A 26,492-nucleotide genomic window follows, 5' to 3' on the forward strand; every position below is an offset into this window, starting at 1 on the left:
GAATTAGTGGCGTGCCTTGTTTTCGCGCCCGTACACCAAAAGCATGCTGACAATCACGACTCCGTAGATGATTTGGCGGAAGGCTTCGGGCATCTGCATGATCGACAGGACTGAGTTGAGGAACACGATCAATACGACGCCGATAAGTGTTCCTAGAAAACGCCCGCGCCCGCCTAGAATATGTGTTCCACCCAAAACAACGGCGGCGATGGCAGGCAGCAAAAATGGTGCCCCCATACCCTGATATGCTTTGGCAGAATATCCCGCGAGTAAAATGCCAGCCATCGAAGCGCAAAGTGAGGACGCAACAAATGCACCTATGATGACCCAATGTGTTCGGATGCCCGACAAGAAGGCCGCGCTCTCCTTTGCGCCCGTCGCGTAGATTGATTTTCCAAAGCCCGTGCGTGTCAAAATGATGGTGATCACGACCGACACAGCTCCCCAAACGAATACGGCTGCAGGTAAACCCGCAATTTTGTCGGCGGCCAAAAACCGCATCAAAGGCGTTGCTTCAGTTTGCGGAGCAAAACCGCCAGTATGAGCGATCATTAAACCACGCAGAACCGAGTCCACGCCGAGGGTGAAAATCATCGAAGGGATGCGGAGGTACGACACCCCCAACCCGTTGACCACCCCGACCACCAACCCGACACTGAGACCGGCGGGTATGGCCCAAGCGCCCCCGACCGTTGTCGCCATCATCGCGGCGGCAGTCAGCGTCCAAGGCAGGGACAAATCTATGTGACCCAACAAGATCACCATCATCATGCCCGCAGCACAAAGCCCAAGGAAGGAGCCGATTTGCAGCTGTTGTAGCAAGTAGGACATGGTGAGCATCGGGGCTGTCCCCTGCGTCGCCAATGTATACCCTGTGCCAATCAAAACAATGACGACGGTAAAGGCCGCAGCGATAGCGATTGGTCGGTTTTCCGGTGTCACCGAAATGAACGTACTCATCGAAACAACTCCAACTTGTTTTTGACTCGAAATGTGCGGATGGCCCCAATGCTTACAGCCGCCAAAAGCACAAGACCTTCGATCAGAGATTGCAAAAGCGGATCGATGGACAAAATGCGGAAGTAAAATGAGATAACGCGCAATATCCCGGCCCCAACCAAAGATCCAATCGCACCGCCAACCCCACCCAGTAGCGACGTGCCCCCCAAGACGACCGCTGCAATGGAGTTGAGCGTATAGGCACCTGCCTGATTGATGTCGGCGTTTCCTGAAGAGGTCTGGATGGCCAAATACAAACCCGCGCAGGATGCAAAAAAGCCTGCCAATGTGAAGGCCGCAATTTTTGCACGGGCCACAGGAAGCCCTGACATATACGCAGCGCTCTCGGCTGACCCTACTGCGTAGACCGTGCGGCCGGTAACTGTCCGTTTAAACGGCACCCAAACGCATACTCCCAACACAAACAGAATGACCAAAGGCACGGGCACATTCGCAATTGGCTGTAACCACGCAGCGTTCCCGTTGTCGGCAAAACCATAGGTTTCGGCAAAATCAAAAACCGCGTTGGTAAGAGCCCAGTTCAGATCACTGCTGATATCTCCCCCCGGAGAGGGGCGAACCAACAACGCCAGTCCGCTTGCTATGGCTCCTGTGGCCAATGTCGCGATGATGGGCTGAATGCGCCCAAAGACAACAATCAAACCATTCATCAGCCCAAAGGCCGTCCCTGCAGACAAGGTGACAATCATCCCGCCAACCATTTGTAGCGGTGACCCTGTCACAACATGCGATGCAATTGTATTCGTGAGCGTCATAACCGCGCCTACGGATAAGTCCAGACCTCCCATCAATACTGGAACGGTCTGTGCCATTGCGAGAAACCCGATAACCACGCTTTCATTGGCGTTTTGGATGAACACGCTGGTCGAAAATCCACGGGGATGGAGAATGTGGTAGCCAATAAACAGCACCGTAAAGAGCAGCAAAGCCCCTGTGAAACCGCGGTTCCGCCCGACCCATGATTTGAAACGGATCATCATGCCACTTCTTCCGATTGAATGTTGAGGGATGCTGCGACAATGGCTTGCTCGGTAAGCTGCGCGCCTTGCAGCTCACTAACCACAAGCCCGTCGTACATGATCGAGACCCGGTCGCAGCATCCGATCAATTCCGCATAATCTGTTGAATACAAAAGGATCGCTTTTCCCGCATTTGCGAGGTCACGGATCAGGCTGTAAATCTCTTGCTTGGTACCGACATCAATGCCTCGCGTCGGATCATTGAGTAAAATCACGTCTGGATTCAGCGCCAGCCATTTGGCAATTACAACCTTTTGTTGATTGCCCCCCGACAAAGTTTCCACAGCCACGGCCGGACTTGAGGTTTTGATTTGCAGCTTTGCAATTGCGTCGTCGATCTCGCGCGCTGCAAGGTTTGCATCTATCAATGCACCGCGAGACACGCCGGAATAGTTGGGCAACAAAAGGTTGTCCGCGATTGAAAGACTCAACATCAAGCCTTCGGTTTTTCGATCCTCCGGAACCAATGCCATTGCAGCGTTTTTGCATGCAGATGGTGATTTTGGAGAAAACGGCGTGCCTTTTAGATCAACGGCCCCTGTGACCCCTTTCAGAACGCCAAACAATGCGAGAAGAAGCTCTTTTTGCCCCTGTCCATCCAAGCCACCGAGCCCGACAATCTCACCCTTTCCAATGGATAAGTCGACGCCGGTCAGGCTGTTTTCCCAATGCAATTTTGACACAGAAAGTGCAGGGTCCGTAGCCCTTTCCCGTGCCGGTTTTGCTGGATACTGAGCGTCTATGTCCCTGCCAATCATCAGGTGAACGATCTCGTTTTCCGACAGATCCCCTTTGTCAAAACTCCTGATATGACTGCCATTTCGAAACACCGAAAGCCGATCGCAAAGCGCCTCGACCTCTTGCATGCGGTGGCTGATAAACAAGCTTGAAACGTTGTTGGCGGTGAGTTGGTCCAGCAGTTCATAAACAGTTTCCACGTCCCGACTGGTCAACGCCGAAGTTGCCTCATCCAAAATCAAGACCCGTGGGTCTTTGCTAATCGCCTTTGCGATCTCGACCATTTGGCGACGTGACAAGCTAAGGTCGCGGACACGGGCATCAGGATCTACGTCTTCGCATTTGATCCGCGCGAGCACTTCTTCGGCCATGCGCCGCTGCGCTGACCCGTCGATGAGTCCAAACCTGCGCGGAGGATTATCAATGAAAATATTCTCGGCCACAGACAGGTCAGGTATCAGCGAAAGCTCTTGAAAAATGCACACAATGCCGTCTTCTGTGGCCTCGGACGGAGACCGATACTGTACCGGTTCGCCATCCACCAACACCTGGCCCTCGCTTGGCGGCAGCACGCCGGATAATATCTTTATGAGTGTCGACTTGCCTGCGCCGTTTTCGCCCAAAATACCGTGCACCGACCCTGCACGGCAGGAAAAATCCACATCTTTTAAGGCAGTTATCCCACCGAAATAGCGAGATACATTGTCGAGGCGAACTATTTCAGAGGTTTCGTGCATTAGGTAAATTCTTTCAAAATGTGGTGGGGCGCAGCAATGCGGCGCCCCAACAATTCAGACGTCGATTAGTTCAAATCTGCTTCGTCCTGTGCCATAATGGCCGGACCGGAAATGTTGACGTCACAAGGTGGGAATTCGTTCACCGTGAAGAAGTTATCCGGCAGACCCGTCCAGAAATTCTTGCCATCCTCCAGCTGATCATAGGTGGCTGTCGGCAAAGGCACCGAAATCAGCTGCGGCATAACATTGCCTTCGAGTGCTGAAATCGCAGCCTTCATTGCGATGGCAACCAACCCTGGAGATTGACCAATCGAGATCCCTTTGAGGCCTGCATCTGCGTGCTCCGACATCAATTTGCGGAAACCGTTTTCTGCTTCGCCAGAAACCGGAACCATCGGATGGCCCGCGTCAAGCATTGCGCGCACAACACCGGTCGTGCCGCCTTGTGCAAGAACAGCGTCAAATTCACCGTGAACCGCGATTGCGTCCGCGACGACTTTTTGCGCGGTGCCATCATCCCAGTTTCCGACAACGCTAATGCGCTCCCAGTCTCCACCAGATTCGTCCAGCACCGTGTTGATACCAATAGAACGATCACGATCAACCGAGTTGCCCGCCAGACCACGCACTTCGAGAACTTTGCCCGACGTTTTGCCAATTGCAGCCAGTTCCGCCAGAACATGGGTCGCATAAGCACGGCCCATAGCAAGCTGGTCTTCGTTCACCTGCATGACCTTCTCGGTGTCCAACACGTTGTCAAAAGGCACCAAAACAACATCATTGCGATCAGCCAAGCGGATCACACGGTCAAAGCCATCTGGGCTAACGGCGATGGTGATAATCGCATCGTAACCTTGGTTGATAAAATCTTCGATCGCGCCAAGCTGTGCAGGGGCATCAGTGCCCGTTGACACAACCTTGAAATCCGAAATTTTGTCAGCAATCGTTGGATCCTGCGCAAATGCTTTTGCGGTTTTGATCATCTGAATGCGCCAAGTGTTGCCAACAAACCCATTCACGACCGCCACACGAAATGGACCTTCGCGTGCATCCCACTGCATATATGACGTGCTGTCATCCCACGGGGCAAAACAAGAAGGATTGGCGCCTGGGCCTTGGACTGATGTCGGTCCTGCGAACGCCGTGGACGCTGCGAACAGAGCGCTCACCGCCGCAGCCATTATTTTCACTTTATGTGTCATTAGGATCTCCCGTAGATTTCAGTTTGAAGTTTGTGCCAGCGACACTGGCTGTGATTTGGACGCTTGCCAGTGGACTGGGCGCCTTCTGTTATTTTGATGTTTCTGGGAATGGGTCGGTCTCGTTGAAATGAGCGTATCCGGCTTCAAGGTGCGTCTTCATCCGGTACTGATAAGCAATGCGGTCACGAGCCTCGATGGCATCGATGACCGCTTCATGCTCGTGGTACGTATCTGTCTCGAAAGTGCGCCGTGTTTTTCCGTTTTGAATGATTTTAAGGATCACCGGCTTCATCAAACCGTAGACATCCAAAATCGCCTTGTTTCGCAACACGCCGATCAAACGTGTGTGAAACAGGAAATCCTGCTCTGCTGCATTTTCGATCCCACTGGCCGTCAACAGCTTGGAATTTATGGCTCGCAGGTCTTCGATGTCCTTTTCAGTGATGTTCTCCAACACCTCCTCGACCGAGGAAACCTCGAGCAAACACCTAAAACCCTGAATATCGGAGAAGGTTTTTCGCGAGATGTCCATGACGTTGAACGAGAACATCTCCATTGCCGATGACATCCGATTGTCGACGATCGTTGCACCAATCTTTTGGCGCACCTTGACGACACCGTAGGCCTTCAGAATGCGCATCGCCTCGCGAACCGTATTGCGCGAAGCACCGAAAATTTCACAAAGCTCTTTTTCCGTTGGAAGTTGATCCCCGACGGTCAAACCACGTTCACTTATCAAATCGCGCATCTGCGCTACGACGTCATCAACGACGGACCGAGGTTCAATCTCTTCAATATCTGAAGTCGAGGCGGGCATAAAACTTCCTTCACAAGTGAGAGCCACATTTTGCTGATTCTGTTTGGAACTTAATTGTCCAACAAATACGAGTCAATACAGGCGAACTTCGCCGCATATTGACATATACGTGGATAATCTTGCATATTTGCCCAACAATTGACTTGCGAATTGGAGAGAGGTGGGCCAAGCCTTGTAAGGACGAAGGACAATTCTCCTTCGCCCATCCCCCAAGAAGTCGACAGACACCACCTGTCTGAAAGAGGAAACTAAACGAGGCCAACTTGGTGGCAGCAGGAGGCAATGAGGATACAGTGCAGATTTCGCGATTAGGTTCACGAAACAGAAATCGCGTACGCAGCACTTGGGTATTCGGCAGCTCGCAAGCCCCGCACTATGTGCATGCAGTTTTGCGGTTAACTGAATCCCCGCGAAGGAACCAAGCGCTCGAAAAGCGCAAAGATACCGTCTTCGCGATGCGTTCATTGCCCAGCGCGCCTACGTGTGAATCCAAGTCTCTCGCCTGTTTTGGGTCCTGAAATTTTTGGCAGAGCGGCTACCCTGCGCGTTTCAAAATTGAATTTACCAAACGGTGGGTTTTTCGGCATACTCATCATACCTGTTGACAATATGACGATGTGAGGAAAAGGTATCGGCCAATCGGCACGCGAAAAGCTGGCTGTGATTTTAGGGAGGACTACCAATGAACACGAACCGTCGTATTTTTATGTCTGGGCTCGCAGGGGTTGTAACACTCGCAAGCACAACATTGAGTTTTGCTCAGGGCAAGGGGCTGATCGCCATACTGACGCCAAGCCACGACAACCCCTTTTTCAAGGCGGAAGCTGTCGGTGCTGAAGCGCGCGCCATCGAGCTGGGCTATGACACTATTGTGCTCGTCCACGACGATGACCCAAACAAACAATCGGAGATGTTTGACACCGCTATTGCAAGGGGGGCTGTTGCGATCATTCTTGATAATGCAGGTGCTGATGCAACTGTCGCTGCTGTCCAGCGTGCCAAGGATGCGGGCATTCCCTCGTTTTTGATCGACCGTGAAATCAAGGAAACTGGCATTGCCGTCAGTCAGATTGTGTCCAACAATTATCAGGGCGCGCAACTGGGTGCCGAGGAGTTCGTGGCCATTATGGAAGAGGCCGGAAATTACGTAGAGCTTGTGGGGCGCGAGGCGGATACAAATGCAGGCATCCGGTCATCCGGATATCATGACATCATCGATCAATACCCCGACCTGGTCATGGTCGCACAGCAATCTGCGAACTGGTCCCAGACCGAAGCCTTTGAAAAAATGGAATCAATTTTGCAGGCCAACCCCGATATCAAAGGGGTGATTTGTGGAAACGATACAATGGCTATGGGCGCATGGGCTGCACTTGAAGCGGCTGGCCGCGACGACGTCATTGTTGTCGGCTTCGATGGGTCCAACGATGTACGAGACAGCATCCTTGCAGGGGGCATAAAAGCGACTGTTCTTCAACCAGCATACCGCCAAGCTCAAATTGCGGTGGAACAAGCTGACCAATACATCAACACCGGCACAACCGGTCTTGAGGAAAAACAGCTAATGGACTGCGTATTGATCAATGCGGACAATGCCGCCCGCCTGGAGACATTCCAACTATCGGCATAACCCAAAAAGACCATAGAGAACCCGGCGAACGCGTCGGGTTCTTTCACTTCCGAACGAGGGCCATATGCGTCGATCATTCATTTTCACTACCATTCCATTTGGTGCGTTGGTCGCTCTAACAGTTCTGACGGGCTGCAAAGTTGTCAAAAATGTCGATCCAAACAGTGAGAGCGAGATTGAAGCCGCTCTGACAGATGCCGAGCGGATGGCAATCTATGCCCGCGAGATTTGGGAAACAGACGTACTTCCAACCGTGTCAAAGCACGTGGTTCCCCTTGCGGAATTGCGCTCAGCTTTGGCTGACGATGTGGATGCTGCAGGTATGGCGTTTGGATTGCGCCCGGAAGGAGAAGCCAATCCATGGAACTTTGCAATCTCAGGAACGGGGATAATCCTAACGGCTAAGACGGCAAGCCGTGCGGCGAAATTGCACGTCGATACAGATGAAGATGGCCAAGCCGACGTAACAATCCAGTTGGGGCCGATCGTACGAGGAACGTCTTTAAGAGATGCGATGCCATTTCTGCTTTTCAGTAACTTCCGCGACCAAATCGAATTCGCCAAGCTGGCCGGTGGATTGAACGCCATGGCTCATGAACGTCTGACAATACCTGAAGGGGACTTAACGGCGCAGCCAGTAAAATTTGAGGGCGTATTCACGTTCAAAGACATCTCGAAAGAGATAGAACTCGTCCCGACAACACTCACGTTTGGGGAAGAGTGATGGCGCATTCTATTGGACTTTCGATACGAAATGGCACCAAAATTTACCCAGGAACAGTCGCCCTAAATGCGGTGGATTTCGACCTGCGCATGGGGGCGGTCAACGTGCTTGTCGGAGAAAACGGCGCAGGGAAATCCACCATGATGAAAGTCATTTCAGGTGTGGAACAGCTTACGACCGGCCAAATTCTGATCGACGACGAGCCTGTTGTATTAAAAACAACAGAGGCAGCGCGCCGTTACGGAATTGGCATAGTTTTTCAGGAGCTCAACCTGTTTCCAAATCTGACGGTTGCAGAAAACATCTTTATCGCCCGCGAAAAGACGCGTGGCCGCATAGATATCGATAAAACCGAGCAGCGTGCACAAACCCGTGCGCTCATGGAGCGGTTGGAGCAAGACATAGATCCGGACGACATGGTTGGTGATTTACGCGTCGGGCAGCAACAAATTGTCGAGATCGCCAAGTCTTTGGCCCATGATGCTAAAATCCTGATCCTTGATGAGCCAACTTCGGCTCTGTCCTCTGCGGAGGTTGAGATCTTGTTTCGTGTCATCTCGGATCTCAAAGCCAATGGGGTCGGCATCGTCTATATCTCCCACCGCCTCGAAGAATTGATCAAAATCGGCGACTACGTCACGGTTCTACGAGATGGGGTCATTACGGGCGCACGCTCAATGAACGGTGTCGATGTCGATTGGATTGTGCACAATATGATTGGCGGGAACGGTAAGGATTTTGCCAAGGAGATCGAACACCCTTTTGGCGATGAAGTGTTTCGGGCCGAACATGTGTCTCTTGGCTCGCAAGCCGGTGGACTCTTGGTTGATGACGTTTCCCTGTCGCTGAACAGCGGCGAAATCCTTGGCGTTTACGGATTGATGGGGGCCGGCAGGTCCGAGTTTTTGGAATGCGTCATGGGGCGTCATCCGCATGCCAAGGGTCAGTTCTTTGTGGATGGCGTGGCTTTGAAGCGATCTGGCGTCGCGAGCAGGATTGAGCACGGCCTCGCTCTCATTCCTGAGGACAGAAAGCATGACGGGTTGGTCGAAATTTTGTCCATCCGCGAAAACATAACCCTTTCCAGCCTGAAACAATTTACGCGCGGGATCTTTATGAGTCTGAGCAAGGAGCGCGACGCAGTTGCGGACTTTGTCAAACGCATGACGATTAAAGTCGCGTCGTCAGAACACGCAGTCTCGTCCCTTTCAGGCGGCAATCAGCAAAAAGTGGTTATCTCAAAAGCATTGATGACCCGTCCCAAAGTTCTGTTGATGGATGAACCTTCACGCGGAATCGACATAGGTGCCAAAGCCGAAGTGTTCCGCGTCATGCGACAGTTGGCGTACGAAGGTTTGGCGATCATTTTCGTAACCTCTGATCTAGACGAAGTGATGTCACTGTCTGACCGAATTCTGGTGATGTCTAACGGACGTGTCACCGGTGAGTTTAGCCGCGAAACCGCAACAAACCGGGCGCTCGTAGCAGCCTCGGGTGTTGGCCACACCACTGCCCCGCGCCACAAGGAGCCAGCGTAATGACTGACCACGCAATGCCCGTCCCAAAGGCATCAAGCCAAAACATGCTTCTAATAGTGTTGAAGGCCAGAACCTTCATCGCGCTCATTTTGGTGTTCAGCTTTTTCGCTCTTAACGCACCTAACTTTTTGTCCACTGCCAATATGATCATTATGTCTAAACACGTCGCACTAAACGCGTTTTTGGCCATCGGCATGACATTTGTGATCGTGTCGGGCGGGATCGATTTATCAGTCGGCTCCATTGTCGGGCTTTGCGGTATGGTCGCCGGCTATCTGGTTTTGAACGGAATTGATATTGGGCTCGGTTGGTCCATTCAATTCAACACCTTTGAGATTTGTTTGTTGGTCATCGGCGTCGGCGTCTGTATCGGCGCCTTAAACGGCTTCTTGATAACCAAGCTAAACGTGGCTCCCTTTATTGCCACTTTGGGTACACTTTATGTCGCGCGCGGTGCCGCAATGCTAAGCTCGGACGGTCGTACTTTTCCAAACCTCAACGGAAACCCAGAATACGGATCAGACACTTTCCGGTGGATTGGCGCTGGCGAGATCTTGGGCATTCCCGTCTCAATCGTCATGCTTATCGCCGTCGGACTACTGGCCGCCTATATTGCCGCAAGGACCCCGCTTGGGCGTCATATCTACGCGGTGGGCGGCAATGAACGGGCCGCAGCGTTGTCAGGTATCAAAGTCAATCAGACAAAATACTTTGTCTATATCTTTTCCGGTTTCTGTGCGGCACTAGTTGGACTTATTATTTCTTCGCAGCTGGTTGCCGCACACCCTGCGACGGGAAACACGTTCGAGCTGAATGCCATTGCCGCCGCCGTTTTGGGAGGCACCTCGATGTCAGGGGGACGTGGCCGCATCGGTGGCACAATTATTGGCGCTTTTGTCATTGGGGTTCTGTCCGACGGGCTGGTGATGATGGGTGTTTCATCGTTCTGGCAAACGGTTATCAAAGGCGTGGTTATCATTGCTGCTGTGGTCATTGATCAAGCCCAGCAAAAGGTACAGGCCCGCGTTGCACTTCAAGCGCAGTCTGCGATTGAAACCTAGGAGGGCATCGACATGAAGGGCGCAGTAATTGGATGCGGGTTTTTCGCACAAAATCAGTTGCAAGCTTGGCGTGACATTGATGGCGTGGAGATTGTGGCAATCTGCGATCTGGATGCAGAGAGAACGAAACAGTGCGCCGCCGCCTTTGGCATTTCACGAACCTATCAAGACGCTGAGAAAATGCTGGCAGATGGCGGATTTGATTTCGTTGATATCGCGACCACAGTCGGCTCTCACCGCGCGCTGGTCGAAAGCGCAGCAGCGCACAACGTCCACATTGTCTGCCAGAAGCCTTTCGCTGAAAACCTGGAAGATGCCCGCGCAATGGTCAACGCGGCTCATCGCGCAGGCAAGACCCTGATGGTGCACGAGAACTTTCGCTGGCAATCCCCCATACTGGCCGCCTTGCAAGTCGTCCGATTGGGAAAAATCGGCGAGCCATTTTTTGGCCGTGTCAGCTTTAGGTCGGGCTATGACGTGTTCTCCGGCCAACCCTATCTGGCCGAGGGCGAACGCTTTATCATCGAAGATCTTGGCATCCATATTCTTGACATAAGCCGCGCCTTCTTTGGGGATGCCAAACACATTGCCGCAACGACACGTCGTATCAATACACGCATAAAGGGTGAGGATGTTGCAACTATGCTGATCACTCACAAAGGCGGCGCGACAAGTGTGGTTGATTGCTCCTATGCGACCCGTCGAATGCCTGAAACCTTCCCCCAAACGCTGTTGGAAATCGACGGATCCAAAGGCACTTTGCGGCTGGATGCCGACTACAAACTCATCGTACAAACCGACAAGGAAGCGGTGATTGATGTCTCTCCACCTGTGTTGGCTTGGGCGCAAAAACCATGGCACAATATTCAAGAAAGCGTGCTCACGATACAACAGCACTTTGTTGACTGTATTGCATCCGGTGTAGAACCTGAGACCTCGGGGGCGGACAATCTAAAAACCCTCACCCTAGTCGAGGCCGCCTATTTGTCCGCGGCGCAGGGTCGGACCGTGCCAGTGTCAGACCTATGACAAGAAACGCAGACCTTTACGGGACAAATCAACCACCTCTTGAACGCCACCACCACCATATGGGCCCATGGACGTTCTCGACGGAGGACGGCGCAGTTCGTCACATCAAAATACATGACATCGAGGCCATTCGATGTATCGCATTTTTGGTCAGAGATCGTGACTGGGGCACGCTTACCCCGCTCATTTCTAACGAGGTGATGATCCAATCCGAGGCCAATCTGCGCTTGTCATATGATGCTGAATTCACCACGTCCGATGCGCGGCTCAAGGTTCACATCTCACTCGAAACGACCGAACATAAGTTTACGGTGAGGGCCCAAGGCCTCTCCGAAGGCCGCTTTGAAACAAGCCGCGCCGGCTTCACCGTCCTGCACCCGATCACAGATGTGGCAGGGCGCCCGGTGAGCGTTGCACACAGCGATGGTACAATCGAGCACAGCTGCTTTCCCGATGAAATAGTGCCATGGCAACCATTTCAAGACATCACCGCCCTTACACATTCCGTCGGGTTAACCAAGGTCGCTTGCACGTTCCAGGGCGACACTTTTGAAATGGAAGATCAACGCCAATGGGGAGACGCCTCGTTCAAAACCTACAATCGTCCACTGGCGATGCCCTGGCCATACATCATTGAAGACGGCGCGCGGATTGATCAATCAGTGACGCTGACGTGGGAGGCAGACACAACCAAGCCTGCAACACCTTCCGAAGCGCTACCAGAGTCGGCGATGCCTCCGAGCACCTTCCCCGAAATGGCGTTGGTCATCACGCCCAACGACGCGCTCCGCCTGTCAAATCGACCTGACGACATAGGCCCGGTCAATCCTCAAAGACTGCTGTGCCAGTTTGATGCAACCCTTGGTAACACCGAAGCACAATTTGAAGCGTTCTGCACCGCACAGGACGTCTGTTCTGGTCAGCTTTTTGACCTTGAAATGGTATGCAAGTTTGATGGGGCGCCAGCTACAGAACTTGAGGCGCTTGCCATTCAAATGAAACGCAGCGGTTTTGACCCTGCGAGCATCCTTATCTGTCCGGCGGTGGATCTTCAGTCAACGCCACCCGGATCAAAATGGCCAGATTGCCCCCCTTTAGAAGATATCCACAGGGCCGCGGCGCATGCCTTCCCGGATACCTATCGTGGTGGCGGAATGGTAAGCTTTTTCCCCGAACTCAATCGCAAGCGCCCGCCTGTAGAAATGCTGAGTTTTGTCAGCCACGGGTTGTGTCCCATTGTACACGCCGCCGATGATTTGTCCGTCATGGGGACACTAGAGGCCATCCCACATATTACGCGATCTGCTCGCGCCATCATTGGTGATCTGGACTATCGTATTGGTCCTTCAACAATCGCCATGCGGCATAACCCGTATGGCAACCGGACGCTTCCAAATCCCAATCAGCAACGCGTTGCGATGGCGAACGATGACCCACGCCACAAAGCCAAATTTGGAGCCGCATATACGATGGGCCTGGCGGCGGCGTTAGCTCCGGCAAATGTTGCAATCTGGACACCCGCAGCGCTCTATGGCCCCCGAGGGATTGTCAGCGAACGCAAGGCGTGGCCGATTGTCGAGGTCTTGCGCTCTTTGGCTCTTATGGCACGACAGCCCGTCAAATCCTCTCAGATTGGTCAGGGCCTCGCCCAACTTCAGGTGGCGGACACGGAGTTCTTAGCGAACCTTACATGTGAGCAGCAAGGTGACCTTGGTCCGTTTGAGTGGAGGGTTAAATTACCGTGAAGTCACTCTTTTACGGCCGAAGAAAAATTGGATTTTGATCGATTTAGGTGATCTTCCATGGCGCTGGCAGCGGCTGCTTCTTCGTTGGACCGCAAACAATCGACAATGGCGGCATGTTCAATCAGGGTTGTCTCTTCGCGGCCAGACCAAAGCAACAAGGACGAATGATATTCAAACAGCCACGTCAGCATCATTTCGGTAATTGATTGGATCAATGGGTTTGCGCTAATCGCGGCAAGACGCGTGTGAAACGCAACGTCCGATTTCATAAATGCCTCGGCATCGCCAAGATGGGCCCGCTGTGCTTCTATCAGGGTTGCAAGGTCATCTGCGTCTTTGGATGTGCATTTTTGAGCGGCAATGCGCACGGTCCCCAGTTCAAGTATGAAGCGCACTTGTTTCAGGTGCTCGACGTTGGCAGGTTCTTTGGATAACAAAAGCTTTGCAATATCATCCACTTGCTTGAAGGCAACGCCTGCAGTCAGCGCGTTCACACGGCTTCGCCCGCCATGTGTTATCGTAATGAGCCCCTTGCCCTGCATGGCTTGCAGAGCCTCTCGCACAGCGGGACGTCCGACCCCAAAACGCTCCATCAATGCTCGCTCGGATGGGACAACATCACCTGCTGAAAGTTCACCACCAGCAATCATTTCGCGCAGACGTTCAAACACCTGATCTGAAAGTTTCATGCGAACGATTTTGCTTTCGGTGTCTTCCATTCTGGGCATCCGTCGTTATCGGCGGCCTTGCCACCAGTTGAAACTTATCAACTGGTGCTACAAGAGAACAAGAAATGCAAGTCTAGGTGATGCGCTCGATGCTGGCTGCGATTTCGTCAGGCTCAAACACGCGCTTCCAATCGTCTCGCATGAGCGCAGTCTTACCAAACTCAATGGCTTTGTTGCAGGCATCCGAGAAAACGCCTTCGACTTCTCCAAAAATGACTGCACCCAAAATGTTCATGTGACCTAACAAAAAGTCTCGCGCCGCGTCCTCGGGCACGCCGCGCGCCACCACTTCATCCATGGCATCCTTCATAACATCCAGAAGCGAGGCGCAGACCGTTTCTGACAAGCCAGGTTCAAGCAATGCCATTTGTTCGACGGTCACGCGATGGGACCGCGCAACAGGCGCGAAGATGGTCTTCCCAACTTTTTCTCCCAGCGCATAGTCGCTTTCTGGCCCCTGCATTATCGCATTAACAATGCCTTGCTGGGCTGCCACCCCTCCAAAATAGTCTTTGCGGCCCGCCATAGTCTCTTCGTTGTTGAAGATAGGTGGATGGCAGGGGTGACTTACAAAATAAGTCACGTCAGAACGGTCCGGCAAATGCCCCGCAAATGGCGCGGCAGCATCAAGGCATACAACCATTGCGCCCGAAGGCACGCGATCAATAATGGATTCACTGACGGATTTTATCGCTGTGTCAGGCACAGCCAGCACGACAATATCCACATCAGCCAAGGCGGCGTCCGCATCCTGACACTCAATTCCCAGTTCGGATTTCAAACGAGCACGACCTGCCGATGAAACCTCAACGTGCACAGTCTCAAAGTCCGACCCGGCAAGGTTTTTGGACAGCCGCAGGCCCATTTTTCCTCCAGCTCCGAACAACGCAATTTTCGACACGCGACACCTCCAAAGATGATTTTTGGGCTCCTAGAACCTCAGTTGACAGCTGGTATGATAAGTTACTAAGCATACCAATATGTCAAGCGCCGAGTCACATTGCAGGCGTGTAGAAAAGGACCTGGAATTGAATTTCGCTTCTAGTCGACTGTTGATTGCGTGGTACGGTGATGACTTCACGGGAGCCGCCGCCGTAATGGAAGTGCTGGCTTTTGCTAAAATTCCGACGATGCTCTTTCTAGAGTTTCCGTCTCCCGAACAACTGGCTCGCTTCCCAGATTTGAAGGCCATTGGGATCGCATCAACAGCGCGCACTTGGTCACCTCAAGAAATGGACGCCGCGCTTCCCAACGCATTTCGTTCTCTGAAGGCATTAAACGCGGAAATCACACACTACAAAATTTGTTCGACTTTGGATTCGTCGCCAGAAACAGGGTCTATCGGACGTGCGATCGAAATCGGGGCGAAGATTTGGGCGCCCGAGATGGTTCCTGTGCTTGTCGCAGCGCCGCAAATGCGTCGATACCAAGTGTTTGGCCAGCTTTTTGCAGGGCACGGAGATCATGTTTACCGACTTGACCAGCACCCAGTGATGGCAAACCACCCCGTCACCCCGATGACGCAACCCGATGTCGCACTCCACATCTCCGCCCAATCAAATCAGGTTCAGGCCGCGGCACGGTCACTGGAGCATGACGTCGACAACGATGCGTTTTCCTCGCCGGCGCAATTTGGCAAAATCCAAGTTCGGACCATCGATTGCATAGATGAGACAACCGAAGCCCGCGCAGGTCGAATGCTATGGCGCAACCGCAATGAGAACCCCTTTGTTGTCGGCTCTCAGGGCATCGAATATGCACTTATCCGCCATTGGCGCGACACCGGCCAGCTTGGTCAAAGCACACCACCGAAATCTGTAGGAAACGCCCAAGGGATGGTTATTGTCTCCGGATCAGTCTCCGCCACAACCGGCGCACAGATCAAGTGGGCCCGCAGCAATGGGTTTGCTTGTATTCGCTTTGATGCCTCAAAGGTCTGTGAGACCCAAGACACTCTTTTTCTCGAGATAAAGCGCGTTGTGAATGACGCTCTAAAAGTCCTCTCCGACGGCCAAGCACCTTTGATATTTTCGGCTCAAGGTCCAGATGATGCGGCCGTTGCAGCGCTTGCAAAGGCAGCGGCCGATTTCGGCCTGTACATGGGCGAAGTCAACAAGCGTATCGGACAAGCCTTAGGCGAAGTTTTGACAAGTGTTTTGGCCCGAAGCGGTGTTCGTCGAGCCGTTATTTCCGGCGGTGACACATCCGGCTTTGTAACGCAGAAACTTGGTATTTTTGCCCTTTCGGCGTTGGCCCCTACCATCCCCGGTGCGTCGCTATATTTGGCCCACTCGGACGGCCCTATGGATGGGCTTGAGCTGGCGTTGAAAGGCGGACAAATGGGTAGCTTGGATTATTTTGGCTGGATCAGAGATGGTGGCGGAACAAGATGACACGTATCACAGCAACTTACGATATCGAGACACCATCCGGGCTGGCGCACGCCGCAGCGGTTTTGGCAGGCGAACAATCAACCGGCACTTTTGTGCGTCTCGCAAGCGAAACCGATGAGTTGCGAGACCGATCCGGAGCACGCGTCGACAAAATCGTGCCAACAGGGAGCTCGGCCACCCCGTCCCTTCCCTGCCGCAAGCCCGGAAAGGTCTTTGATCGTGGCCTGGTCACCATTAGCTGGCCCTTGGGAAACTTTGGCACATCCCTACCAACATTGATGTCAACGCTGGCTGGCAACTTGTTTGAGTTGGCTGAGCTCTCTGCCGTCCGGTTGGTTGATGTCGATTTGCCAGTAGAATTCACGCACGATCACCCGGGACCACAATTCGGTGCCGCTGGGACCCGCCAATTTATGGGCAATCACACCGGCCCGCTCATTGGGACAATCATCAAACCCAGCATCGGCTTCACGCCGCAAGAAACTGCAGATCTTGTACACACCCTAGTAAAGGCCGGCATCGATTTCATCAAAGATGATGAGTTGCAGGCCAACGGTCCAAACTGCCCATTTGAGGCGCGTCTTGATGCTGTGATGCCGGTCATTCACGAGCACGCTGACAAGACAGGAAAAAAGGTTTTGTATGCTGTGAACATCACAGACGAGATCGATCAAATGTGGCGCAACCTCGACAAAATGGATGCCGTCGGTGCGACCTGTGCCATGGTTTGTATGCAATCCATCGGTTTGACCGGCCTTCGCGCGGTGCGTGATCACAGCAACGTTTTGGTACATGGCCATCGGGCTGGTTGGGGGCTTTTATCGCGCTCACCGGATATCGGGATCGACTTTTCAGTGATGCAAAAACTCTGGCGGCTGGCCGGCGCAGATCATCTGCATGTCAATGGATTGGCGAGTAAATTCACGGAGCCCGATGAGGTTGTCGCCAAAGCCGCGAAATCGGTGCAGCACCCGGTTTCGGACTGGGGCGGACCAGAACACACGGCCATGCCAGTGTTTTCATCGGGCCAAACCATTTGGCAACTTGAGCCAGCGCGCGACCTCCTCGGCAATGATAATTTCATCTTTTGCGCGGGCGGCGGGCTCATGAGCCATCCGGACGGTGTGGCCGCTGGCGTTGCAAGCCTAAGAGATGCAGGCAAGGCAGCGGCGCTTGGTGTATCTATAGAGGCGTTTTCAGCACACAGCGTCGCGCTAAAGCGCGCGATGAAGCACTTCCCCAAACCTCACTTTGAGTTCTGATAAAAGAAAATTGCATTCGCTTCCTGAGCCTTCTTCCAAGACCTGTTCTGAACCTTTAACATCAATGAACACTGGATGGCCGCGGATGAACCTTTCTGCGCTTTCGTTCCTTGCACAAAGCTGAACTTGCTGATGCTGCCGCATCCGGATTTTGATGGGACCACGGTAAATGGGCGCTATGCGGATGTGTTGGTCGAGATCGATTTCAGTTTCAGGCACTCCGTCGCAGCATCACCAAACACGGGAAAGAAGACGCGAAGACTGTAATTTGCGGAGCAACAACGGGCTGGGGCACTCTCCCTTGGAAAGGCACAAGAGCCATACGCAACACAACTCAGCGCTCCAGCATTACTGGAGCGCTGACAAGCCTGCACCGTGCCATGCCTCAGCGTGTCCTACTCACGCTGTTGGCCTGCCAATAGACATATGGTGGCGCGTTTCGAATTTGGCACAATACAGTCAAACTGACTTCTATTCGGACAATTCTAACGGCCCAACTCTTTAAACAATAGAAGGAGCCAACGCATATAGCCGCATCAAGGGCCCAACCCCTTTTGGATCATCAGTGATTATGTCCTCGGAAATGTAGTACTCTGCGGTCCCATCACGGTACCGCCCTTCGAACGTGCCGAGCCCCGCGACATGACAAATGTCGACCATTCGCAGCGTGTTTCCTTCGTCTGACGCCACACTACGTTTGATGACCTTTTCTCGAATTTCAGCCCCTGGGCCATCCCATAGCCCTAACAACTGCCCCTTCAATAAGGCATACGCAAACATTGCGGAGGCGGAGGTTTCTTCCCAATTCCCTGCCAGTCTTGGCTGATCTATAACCTGCAACCATAGACCGCTTGGTTGTCGCAACTCCGCAATCTGGTTCAACAAACGGCTGGTGTCTTGCCGAAATGGATTAAATTTCTGATGTCCGACCAGCTCAGCGATGTCAACGAGTGCCATTGCCAGCCACCCAACAGCCCGCGCCCAGTGCGCAGAATTGACCCCAGTCTTCGGTGAAGCCCATTGTTGGACACGAGCCTCGTCAAAGGCATGTGCATAAAGGCGTGTTTCCGGAATGTAGGTAATCTCAAGCGCTGTGCGCAGCTGCTGAAGAGCATCATCAATCAAACCCGGGGCTCCAACGCGTTGAGCGTAAGCGATTTGGAAAGGCAGGCCCATGTAGAGGCCGTCTAACCAAATTTGCCACGGGTAGCGAAGTTTGTGCCAATAGACGCCCGACTTTGTCCGGGGCTGCGTTTGCAACTGTTTCGCAAGCAGCCCAGCCCGCTCCAACCATTTCTCATCACCACTCACTTCATGAAGGTAAAGCAACGCTCTACCCGAAAAAATGTTGTCGATGTTGTAGTCGCTCATGTGATAGCCCGCGAGGCCTACCCCTGTTCCAACTTGTGGCGCGATCAGGCGCTCAATATGAGCAAGCCAACGTGGGTCCCCAGAAGCCCGATGCAATGCCTCAAGCCCAAAGTAAATCAGCCCGTCCTCGTAGCACCAAGCGCCCCCTTTGTAGGGAATGTGTTGCGCAGCGAGAGTATCAAAATATTGCGCTAGCATCTCGCGGTATCCTCGTGCGTTTGGGTGGAAAAATTATCGGTTGTGACGGTCGCGTGTTCGACTAACAACGGCACCCCTAGTACCGCTTCGACATCTGAAGCCATGAGCGGTACCGCTGGCGATGCCTGCCCATCAAAACAGACGTGATAGTTTGTTAGAGAGACCCCCGTGATTGGGGATTCCGGCAACCCCAATAAGGCTGCCCCTGCAGTCGCAGCGTTATTGGCCGTCACGTCCTCAAGTGTGATGTCTTTGATCTTTGGAGTCGTCGCATTGACCGGCGAAAGCGCCCGAGACTGCACCCACTCTTCATGCCCATCGGGATCGCAAAAATAGTGGGCGTTAATCGCAAATGGTGTCGGAACACGATCCATCACAACGTTTTTGAGATGAACGTCTGAAACCCGACCGCCTCGCCCACGCCGTGTCTTGATACGCAGGCCCCTGTCGGTCCGTCGAAAGTCGCAGTGTTCCACCCGTGTGTTCGTGATGTTTCCGGACATTTCAGACCCCAAAACGACCGCACCATGACCAAATTCCATGAGACAGTGCGCGATCGTGACATCCGATGTTGGTGCAAGGTGGCTATTGTCATCTGGCAGGCGCTTGCCCGCTTTGATTGCGATACAGTCATCGCCGACAGAAAAATGGACTGCGGAAATATCCACGCGACAGCAGCTTTCCGGGTTCAGTCCATCTGTGTTGGGACTTTCAGACGGGTTCTGAATTGAGAGATTGGAGAAAGATGTGTCGACGCAATGGAACGGATGCACTGTCCATGATGGAGAGTTCCGAACCGTTACGCCGGCCATGACGACACTGTTACAATGCGCCAGAAAGACAGTCCGAGGCCGGCGCGCGCCGTTTCGGGTCTCTTTTGGCCAAGACCACCAATCCCCGCGATCTCCACCGCCGTCGATGGTCCCTTTGCCGGTTATTCTAAGCTGTTCGCTGTCAATGGCTGTAATAAAGCCAGCGTAGCTGTCGGCCGGTGCCCCTTCCCATGTTCCTAAAACTCGCCCTGATCCGTTACGCGCTGGCAAAATTTCCCAATTGTCGCGGCTGGATATCGCTGCCAGTGTCGCCCCTTCGGAAAGGTGCAAGGTCATGTGAGATTTTAGAAAAATTGGACCGGAACAGAACACCCCCTTCGGCACAATCAACGCGCCACCTGCCGGTACGGCGTCAATTGCTGCCTGAAAGGCGAATTGGTTGTCTTCCGCGCTTGGATCTGCACCAAAGTCCCTAGGATCAATGGCCTTTGTACATTGTAGTGTGGAGAACCGAATATCTGCATCCCCGACCGTGAGGAAGTATTCGGAATCTGGCGTTAGTCTATCCAGATACAGCCCTGCAGCGGTGGTTTTGCCACTTTGCACGGTTGCACCGGTGCCATCTGTCAACAGCCAGTCCATTGCCTGTTCAAGATAAAAACGGCTTTCGCCAGAAACGATCAACATCGATGCGGAATAGGCACATCGACCAAGGACGCGAAGCGCAGTCATAAGAAAACCCTGAAAGGTGAAGTAGGCGCCGCAAAACGCGGCGCCCAAGGTGAATTGGCCTTTAGCCGGAGATATCCGCCAATGCCTCTTCGATGGCATACATCATCTCGTCTGCTGCGGTTGCCGCATCGATCTCGCCATAAGCGAAGAGTTCGAGATTGTCCTGAAGCGCAGAACGCACTGTCGGAAACTCCATCATTGGGTGGATGGCAGGGCCTTCGGCGGCAATCACCTTAGCCTGTGCATCAATCTGCTGTTCCTTGATGGCGTCTGCGGACAGCAGCTGGCTACGCGCTGCGGTTGAGGCCGGAACCCCGCGCGTGGAACCAAGCGCTGCGACACCTTCTTCTTCGTTCAGAAGACAGTTCACAATCTGTGCCGCCGCGTCTTGGTTAGGTGAGTTGGCAGAAATCGAGAACACCATGGAAGCCTTGCGATACACACCAGGGGTCTTTTGACCGTCTTGGTTCAAAAGACCATGGTAAACAACTTCTTGCCCGTCCTCTAGCGGGTTGGTGATCTTAAAGTAGGTCGAGTCCCACTGATAGGTTCCAGCGATCGTACCGTCGGCCCAGAGCGGGTTTTCGTGTACCTTGATGTTGCCAGCCGCAGCCACCTCTTTCCACGGTTGGACCACATGATTGTCGACGAGCTTCTGGTAGAAGTTCACAGCGTCAGTGAACTCTTCTTTCGTCCATGCCAACTCGTTAGTTTCTGGATCAATCATGGCCTTGCCAGTCTTCTGGGTGCCGTAGATGGTCATCACCAACGCCGCATCGAGTTTGGATGCTTCAAACGGGTAGAACGCGTCGCCCAACTTTTCTTGGAAAACCGGACCAGCAGCGAGCAGATCTTCCCAAGTGTTCGGAACATCGAGGCCCGCTTTTGCGTAAGTGGTCTTGTTGAACACAAACAAACGCCCGGTGGTTGAGATCGGCAGACCGTTGAGCTTGCCTTTCATGGTGCCCGCATCCAGCTGATCAGCATCCCAGTTGGACAGATCGATGGTTCCCGAGAATTGGTTGAGATCGGCAAGGCCAGTCCCGTCAGTCGAATAAATCGACAGCCAAGGCCAGTTGACCTGCATGATATCGGCTTCCGTCCCACCTGCAATTTGAGTGGTGAGTTTTTCGTAGTGCCCAGACCAGCCGGTAAACTCTGGCTTAATTGTATGGCCATGTTTTTCGCCGCAGACCTTAAGCGCAGCCTGTGTCGCTTCGTGGCGACTGTCTCCGCCCCACCAACTCATGCGTAGCTCGGCGGATTGCGCCATGCCACACATTGCGGTTGTGGCCAGTGCAAAGCCCAAAATTGCTGTAGTTTTCATAGTTGTCTCCTCCCTGACAAAGATCTCAATCCGACGCCAAAGACCGGCTCTCGCCGCTATCCGCGTCAAAAAGATGGATATGCGATCCGATCGGTCTGAGACCAACGCGATCGCCCCGCTTCAGCGCTTTGTTGAAACGCTCCGACGGGATCACAGCCACAAAGTTTGCGGTGCCGACTCTGGCGTGCAAAACGATTTCGTGCCCCATGAATTCGAGATTTGTGATTTCTGCAGAAAACGTGTTGGTTTCTGCTTCCGGCAACACCTCAAGGTGCTGCGGACGAATGCCCAAAGTAACCGGACCTTCGAGCACGTCAACGCGCCCGTCTAAGCCCTCCGTAATTCTAACGGACTGTCCATCCAGCGTGAGGGTGATGCCTTCACCTTGTGTCAGCACCGATGGCACCAGGTTCATTTCCGGCATGCCAATAAAGCCGGCCACAAAGGCATTTGCCGGTCTGTCATAGAGTGTTTCCGGGTCCGCCACCTGCATGATGTGCCCGTCTTTCATCACACAAATACGGTCCCCCATGGTCATAGCTTCGACCTGATCGTGGGTGACGTAGACAACCGTGGCGGGACGCCCCTCATCTCGCAAACGTTTATGCAAATCGGTGATACGGACACGCATGGAAGCGCGCAGTTTTGCATCCAGATTGGACAGCGGCTCATCAAACAAAAACACTTCAGGCTGTTTGATCAAAGCGCGGCCAAGCGCGACACGCTGTGCTTGGCCACCAGACAGCTGCTTTGGCAACCGATCGAGCAACTCTTCAATCTCTAGGATACCGGAAACCTCAGCAGTGGAACTCGCGATCTTTTCTTTAGGCTCGCGCTTGAGCTTCAAGCCGAAAGAGAGATTTTTTCGCACTTTCATATGCGGATAGAGCGCATAGTTTTGAAACACCATGGCGATGCCGCGTTTGCCAGGCACCAAGTCATTCACCACGTTATCGCCGATCTGAATTTCCCCACCAGTGATGGTTTCGAGACCGGCAATCATGCGCAAGGTGGTGGATTTGGCACAGCCGGACGGACCGACCAGAACCATGAATTCGCCTTCGGCAACATCCAAGTCAATGCCATGTACGGCTTTGAATCCATTGCCATAGGTTTTTTCAACCGTTTTGAGTTTTAGTTCGGCCATCAGCCCTTCACTCCCCCAGTGGAAATCCCTTCAATGAAGTATTTCTGCGCAAGGAAGAAAACCGTGAGTGATGGGATCAAAGTTAGTACCGACATTGCGAGGATCTGGTTCCAAGCAAAGGCTTCCGTGGTGTCGATGCTGAGCTTAAGAGCAAGGGACACCGGGTATTTTTCGACCGAAGAAATGTAGATCAGCGGTCCAAGGAAATCGTTCATCGTCCACATAAACTGGAACAGGCAAACAGAGATGATAGCGGGCGCAAGAAGCGGCACGACAATGTAGATCAGTGTCTGCAGCGAGTTGGCGCCATCCACACGAGCTGCCTCTTCCATATCGCGAGGAATGGCCCGCAGGAACTGCACCACCATGAAGACAAAGAACGCATCCCCCGCCAGCGCAGATGGCACCCATAGAGGGAGGAAACTATCAAGCCAGCCAATGTCGCGGAACAAGAGATACTGAGGGATCCGTGTCACCACATTGGGCAGCAACAAAGTTGCAATCACCGTGGCGAACAGAATGCGCTTTCCAGGGAACTCAAAGCGGGCAAAGCCGTAGGCGACAAGCGTGCAGGACACTGCGGTGCCGATCACCTTTGGTATGATGATCCAGAGCGAGTTCAGGAAGAAATGCCCGAATGTGTAGGGCGTCGAGGTTTTCCAACCGTCTATATACCCCTGCAAGGTCGGCTCTTTAGGCCAAAAAGACGGGCTGGAAAACATCTCCGCATTGGTCTTGAAGGACGCCCCGATCATCCAGATCAAAGGGTACACCATCAGCAAACCGATGCCCGCCAAAAGGCTGTAGCGCAGTGTTGCGCTGAGACGGGCGCGGCGATTGATTTGGCGCTGCAAAGCGGAAATCTGGGGCTTTTCGGCCGAAGTTTTGGCTGTTTCAGTGACGCTGACCATGGCTCAATTCCTCTTGTCGCCGGCGTAGTAGACCCATTTCTTTGACGTCCAGAAGGCAATCAGGGTCAGAACCATGATGATTGTGAAAAGCACCCAAGAGATGGCAGAGGCATAGCCCATATCAAAATTCTTGAAAGCTTCGTCGTAGATGTAGAGCGGCAGCAGGTAAGTCGACTTCAGTGGGCCACCCTCGGTAATGATGTAGGGGCCATTGAATTCCTGAAAGGCCTGCACTGTCTGCATAATCAGGTTGAAGAAGATCACCGGCGTGATGAGCGGCAGGGTGATGTTGCGGAACGTCTGCCACGCACTGGCTCCGTCAATGGCCGCAGCTTCATAAAGAGATTTGTCCACGGACTGCAGCGCCGCCAGAAAAATCACCATTGCCGATCCAAACTGCCACACCCGCAACAAGGTGATGGTGAACAGTGCATTTCCTGGATCGCCGAACCAATTGATCGGTTCACCGCCAAAATATGTGACCACCATGTTCAAAAGACCGGTGCTCGCAAAGATGTAGCGCCACAGCACGGCAATCGCGATTGATCCGCCCAGAATGGAGGGCACATAGTAGGCCGTGCGGAAGAAGTTGATGCCTTTCAATCTGTAGTTCAGCACCACCGCAATGAAGAGCGCGAAGGCCAATTTGAACGGCACCGTCGTGAACACGTAGATCAGCGTCACCTTGAGAGATTTGTCAAAGGTGCGGTCTCGCGTGAACAGCTTTTCGTAGTTTTTTGTGCCGATCCATTCCGGGCTCGATAAGAGATCGTAGTCCGTGAAACTTAGGTAAAAGGACGCCACGAAAGGAAAGGCGATAAACAACACCAATCCGATAACATACGGGGCGACGAACCACAGCCCAACATATTTGCTTTCTCCACCCATCATGCTGCCTTTCTTAGGTAGTCAGGCAACCAAGGTGCCGTTGCAGATCGCATTTGGTCAAACATCTCGCGCATTTTCTCTAAAGGAAGATCGCGGACCAGCGGGTCGGATTGGAAAAGTGCAAAGATTTGCGCCGCGTCTTCGTTGTTCAACGCCGAAATCAGCTCTGACTGGCGAGTAGCATGATCGCACATAATCGCGTTCAGACCTTCGGGCAATGAGCCTGCGCAGACCGGAGACATCCCGGTGCCATCAAAAATGGCGTTGGTTTCAACAATGTGGCCTAACGGCAGACCGTCAATCTGGCCAATATTGGGTAGGTTCACATTGCTCACGAACGGCACACCTGTGCTGAGTGCAACGATTTGATCCAGCAAAGACTCGTCGGAACGGGTCACAATCGGAGCAGTTGTGCCGTCAACCAGCTTTGTTACTTTGCTCAGTTTCTCTTTTCTATCTTTTATCCGGTAGCTGACCGGTGTCAGCGCAAATCCCCAGCTTTCGGGGTCATTCAAATAGTCTCTAACCGGTAGGAATTCCGCCAGATGCCGATCACCCGCCGCAGCCGGGATACCAAAGCGACGGAACAGATCAAAGGACACGAGATTGCGGGTGCCAAAGTAGCGATCATGTTCAGGTGTTTTTCCCGCTTCGACCTGCAACCAACCACTGCGCTCAAATTCCGATGCGAAGGCGCGGTAGGCCGGCATCATATCCTGCCCAGCCAACGCCATTTGGTCCACAAAAGTGAAGTGATTGATTCCTTTGACCCGCACCTGAACCTGACGGTGGTCAAACACAGACTTACCGGCCTCCCGATTGGCAATCCAAGCCACTTGACGGCGGATCTTTGTCACCTCATGACATTCGCCCCATGCCTTGATCTCAGGATAAGCCGCATACAACGCACCGGTACAAACCGACATTGGGTTCGTCAGATTGCACACAAAGGCGTCTGGCGCAAAGAGGCGAATGGCTCGTGCAATATCCATCATCATGGGAGCAGCGCGCAGTGCGCGGAACAATCCGCCCGGCCCCACCGTATCGCCGACTGCCTGAGGAACACCAAAACTTGCAGGAATGCCGACATCCTGCGCCATATCCTCAAATGCGCCTGGCAGTATCGATATCACCACCAAATCCGCGCCATCTAAGGCCTCAGATATCTCCTTGTGCGCACTGTACTTCGCGGGCTCGCCAGCGGAAACACTCGCAAAGCGCTTGCCGATCTCGGCATTTCTACACGCCGCCTCAAAATCGGTATCGAAAAGACGCACCTCAGCCGCCAATCGGCTGTCAGACGCTAAGTCGCCCATCAAGCTGATAGCCCAATTCAGTGACCCACCGCCAACATAGGCGATCCGAACAGACGTATTTTGAACGGAAATGTGCATCTTTTATCGCGAGCACACGTCGACCAAGGTCGAGTGACTCGCAAAACCTCCCATTTTGCCGCAAGAACACTGCTTCAGAGTTCAGTTTCACGGTTTCACACAGCTATA

General features: G+C 53.2%; 22 protein-coding genes. 8 read left to right on the plus strand and 14 right to left on the minus strand.

Annotated elements, in window-relative coordinates:
- Window positions 1–3: 3 nt before the first annotated feature.
- The 5 genes from ABWV47_RS05930 to ABWV47_RS05950 all read right to left on the minus strand — a co-directional run bounded on the left by ABWV47_RS05930 (window position 4) and on the right by ABWV47_RS05950 (window position 5,533).
- Window positions 4–960, minus strand: a complete 957-nt coding sequence (locus ABWV47_RS05930; protein WP_353309441.1) for an ABC transporter permease — start codon at window positions 958–960, stop codon at window positions 4–6.
- Window positions 957–1,997 (minus strand): ABC transporter permease, encoded by a 1,041-nt coding sequence (locus ABWV47_RS05935; RefSeq protein ID WP_353309443.1) that lies wholly within the window; start codon window positions 1,995–1,997, stop codon window positions 957–959. The genes ABWV47_RS05930 and ABWV47_RS05935 overlap by 4 nt, the downstream gene beginning before the upstream one ends.
- Entirely contained in the window at window positions 1,997–3,514 is a 1,518-nt protein-coding gene (locus ABWV47_RS05940; protein WP_353309445.1) for a sugar ABC transporter ATP-binding protein, read from the minus strand. Before ABWV47_RS05940 ends, ABWV47_RS05935 begins: the two co-directional genes overlap by 1 nt.
- A 65-nt stretch (window positions 3,515–3,579) precedes the next feature.
- A complete protein-coding gene (locus tag ABWV47_RS05945; protein ID WP_353309448.1) occupies window positions 3,580–4,716 on the minus strand; it encodes a sugar ABC transporter substrate-binding protein in 1,137 nt (378 codons plus the stop codon).
- Between the two features lie 88 nt (window positions 4,717–4,804).
- Window positions 4,805–5,533: a FadR/GntR family transcriptional regulator gene (locus tag ABWV47_RS05950; RefSeq protein WP_353309451.1), complete on the minus strand. Its 729-nt coding sequence runs from the start codon at window positions 5,531–5,533 to the stop codon at window positions 4,805–4,807.
- Window positions 5,534–6,215: 682 nt separating this feature from the next.
- On the opposite strand from ABWV47_RS05950, the gene ABWV47_RS05955 reads away from it, so the two are divergent.
- The 6 genes from ABWV47_RS05955 to ABWV47_RS05980 all read left to right on the plus strand — a co-directional run bounded on the left by ABWV47_RS05955 (window position 6,216) and on the right by ABWV47_RS05980 (window position 13,260).
- Window positions 6,216–7,163, plus strand: coding sequence for a D-ribose ABC transporter substrate-binding protein (locus ABWV47_RS05955; protein WP_353309454.1), 948 nt, complete (start codon window positions 6,216–6,218; stop codon window positions 7,161–7,163).
- Between the two features lie 64 nt (window positions 7,164–7,227).
- Window positions 7,228–7,887, plus strand: coding sequence for a DUF2291 family protein (locus ABWV47_RS05960; RefSeq protein WP_353309456.1), 660 nt, complete (start codon window positions 7,228–7,230; stop codon window positions 7,885–7,887).
- Entirely contained in the window at window positions 7,887–9,425 is a 1,539-nt protein-coding gene (locus ABWV47_RS05965) for a sugar ABC transporter ATP-binding protein (RefSeq protein WP_353309459.1), read from the plus strand. Before ABWV47_RS05960 ends, ABWV47_RS05965 begins: the two co-directional genes overlap by 1 nt.
- Window positions 9,425–10,486 carry an ABC transporter permease gene (locus tag ABWV47_RS05970; RefSeq protein ID WP_353309462.1) on the plus strand — a complete coding sequence of 354 codons (1,062 nt, stop codon included), beginning with the start codon at window positions 9,425–9,427 and terminating at the stop codon, window positions 10,484–10,486. Before ABWV47_RS05965 ends, ABWV47_RS05970 begins: the two co-directional genes overlap by 1 nt.
- A 12-nt stretch (window positions 10,487–10,498) precedes the next feature.
- Entirely contained in the window at window positions 10,499–11,515 is a 1,017-nt protein-coding gene (locus ABWV47_RS05975; RefSeq protein WP_353309465.1) for a Gfo/Idh/MocA family protein, read from the plus strand.
- Window positions 11,512–13,260 carry a D-apionate lactonase family protein gene (locus ABWV47_RS05980; RefSeq protein WP_502959681.1) on the plus strand — a complete coding sequence of 583 codons (1,749 nt, stop codon included), beginning with the start codon at window positions 11,512–11,514 and terminating at the stop codon, window positions 13,258–13,260. The genes ABWV47_RS05975 and ABWV47_RS05980 overlap by 4 nt, the downstream gene beginning before the upstream one ends.
- A gap of 2 nt (window positions 13,261–13,262) precedes the next feature.
- Here the strand turns inward: ABWV47_RS05980 and nanR are convergent, their stop codons facing one another.
- Entirely contained in the window at window positions 13,263–13,979 is a 717-nt protein-coding gene (nanR, locus tag ABWV47_RS05985) for a transcriptional regulator NanR (protein ID WP_353309469.1), read from the minus strand.
- An 82-nt stretch (window positions 13,980–14,061) separates the two neighbouring features.
- The gene (locus tag ABWV47_RS05990) at window positions 14,062–14,889 is read right to left on the minus strand and encodes a phosphogluconate dehydrogenase C-terminal domain-containing protein (RefSeq protein ID WP_353309472.1); all 828 of its coding nucleotides are present in this window, start codon (window positions 14,887–14,889) and stop codon (window positions 14,062–14,064) included.
- A gap of 127 nt (window positions 14,890–15,016) precedes the next feature.
- Here ABWV47_RS05990 and ABWV47_RS05995 point away from each other — a divergent pair, with 127 nt between their 5' ends.
- A complete protein-coding gene (locus ABWV47_RS05995) occupies window positions 15,017–16,381 on the plus strand; it encodes a four-carbon acid sugar kinase family protein (protein ID WP_353309474.1) in 1,365 nt (454 codons plus the stop codon).
- Window positions 16,378–17,643, plus strand: coding sequence for a ribulose-bisphosphate carboxylase large subunit family protein (locus tag ABWV47_RS06000; RefSeq protein ID WP_353309476.1), 1,266 nt, complete (start codon window positions 16,378–16,380; stop codon window positions 17,641–17,643). The genes ABWV47_RS05995 and ABWV47_RS06000 overlap by 4 nt, the downstream gene beginning before the upstream one ends.
- A 501-nt stretch (window positions 17,644–18,144) precedes the next feature.
- On the opposite strand, the gene ABWV47_RS06005 is transcribed toward ABWV47_RS06000, so the two are convergent.
- The 7 genes from ABWV47_RS06005 to ABWV47_RS06035 form a co-directional block, all read right to left on the minus strand.
- A complete protein-coding gene (locus ABWV47_RS06005) occupies window positions 18,145–19,212 on the minus strand; it encodes a glycoside hydrolase family 88/105 protein (protein ID WP_353309478.1) in 1,068 nt (355 codons plus the stop codon).
- Window positions 19,206–20,717, minus strand: coding sequence for a polygalacturonase PglA (pglA, locus tag ABWV47_RS06010; RefSeq protein WP_353309481.1), 1,512 nt, complete (start codon window positions 20,715–20,717; stop codon window positions 19,206–19,208). Before pglA ends, ABWV47_RS06005 begins: the two co-directional genes overlap by 7 nt.
- A gap of 61 nt (window positions 20,718–20,778) precedes the next feature.
- Window positions 20,779–22,044 (minus strand): ABC transporter substrate-binding protein, encoded by a 1,266-nt coding sequence (locus ABWV47_RS06015; RefSeq protein WP_353309483.1) that lies wholly within the window; start codon window positions 22,042–22,044, stop codon window positions 20,779–20,781.
- 25 nt (window positions 22,045–22,069) lie between these two features.
- Window positions 22,070–23,191, minus strand: a complete 1,122-nt coding sequence (locus ABWV47_RS06020) for an ABC transporter ATP-binding protein (RefSeq protein ID WP_353309486.1) — start codon at window positions 23,189–23,191, stop codon at window positions 22,070–22,072.
- Window positions 23,191–24,102 (minus strand): carbohydrate ABC transporter permease, encoded by a 912-nt coding sequence (locus tag ABWV47_RS06025; RefSeq protein ID WP_353309488.1) that lies wholly within the window; start codon window positions 24,100–24,102, stop codon window positions 23,191–23,193. The genes ABWV47_RS06020 and ABWV47_RS06025 overlap by 1 nt, the downstream gene beginning before the upstream one ends.
- A gap of 3 nt (window positions 24,103–24,105) precedes the next feature.
- A complete protein-coding gene (locus ABWV47_RS06030; RefSeq protein WP_353309491.1) occupies window positions 24,106–24,993 on the minus strand; it encodes a carbohydrate ABC transporter permease in 888 nt (295 codons plus the stop codon).
- On the minus strand, window positions 24,990–26,384 hold the full coding sequence (locus ABWV47_RS06035) for a family 4 glycosyl hydrolase (protein WP_353309494.1): 1,395 nt from the start codon (window positions 26,382–26,384) through the stop codon (window positions 24,990–24,992). Before ABWV47_RS06035 ends, ABWV47_RS06030 begins: the two co-directional genes overlap by 4 nt.
- Between the last annotated feature and the right edge of the window lie 108 nt (window positions 26,385–26,492).

This window comes from Shimia sp. NS0008-38b (assembly GCF_040370365.1).
GTDB lineage: Bacteria > Pseudomonadota > Alphaproteobacteria > Rhodobacterales > Rhodobacteraceae > Shimia.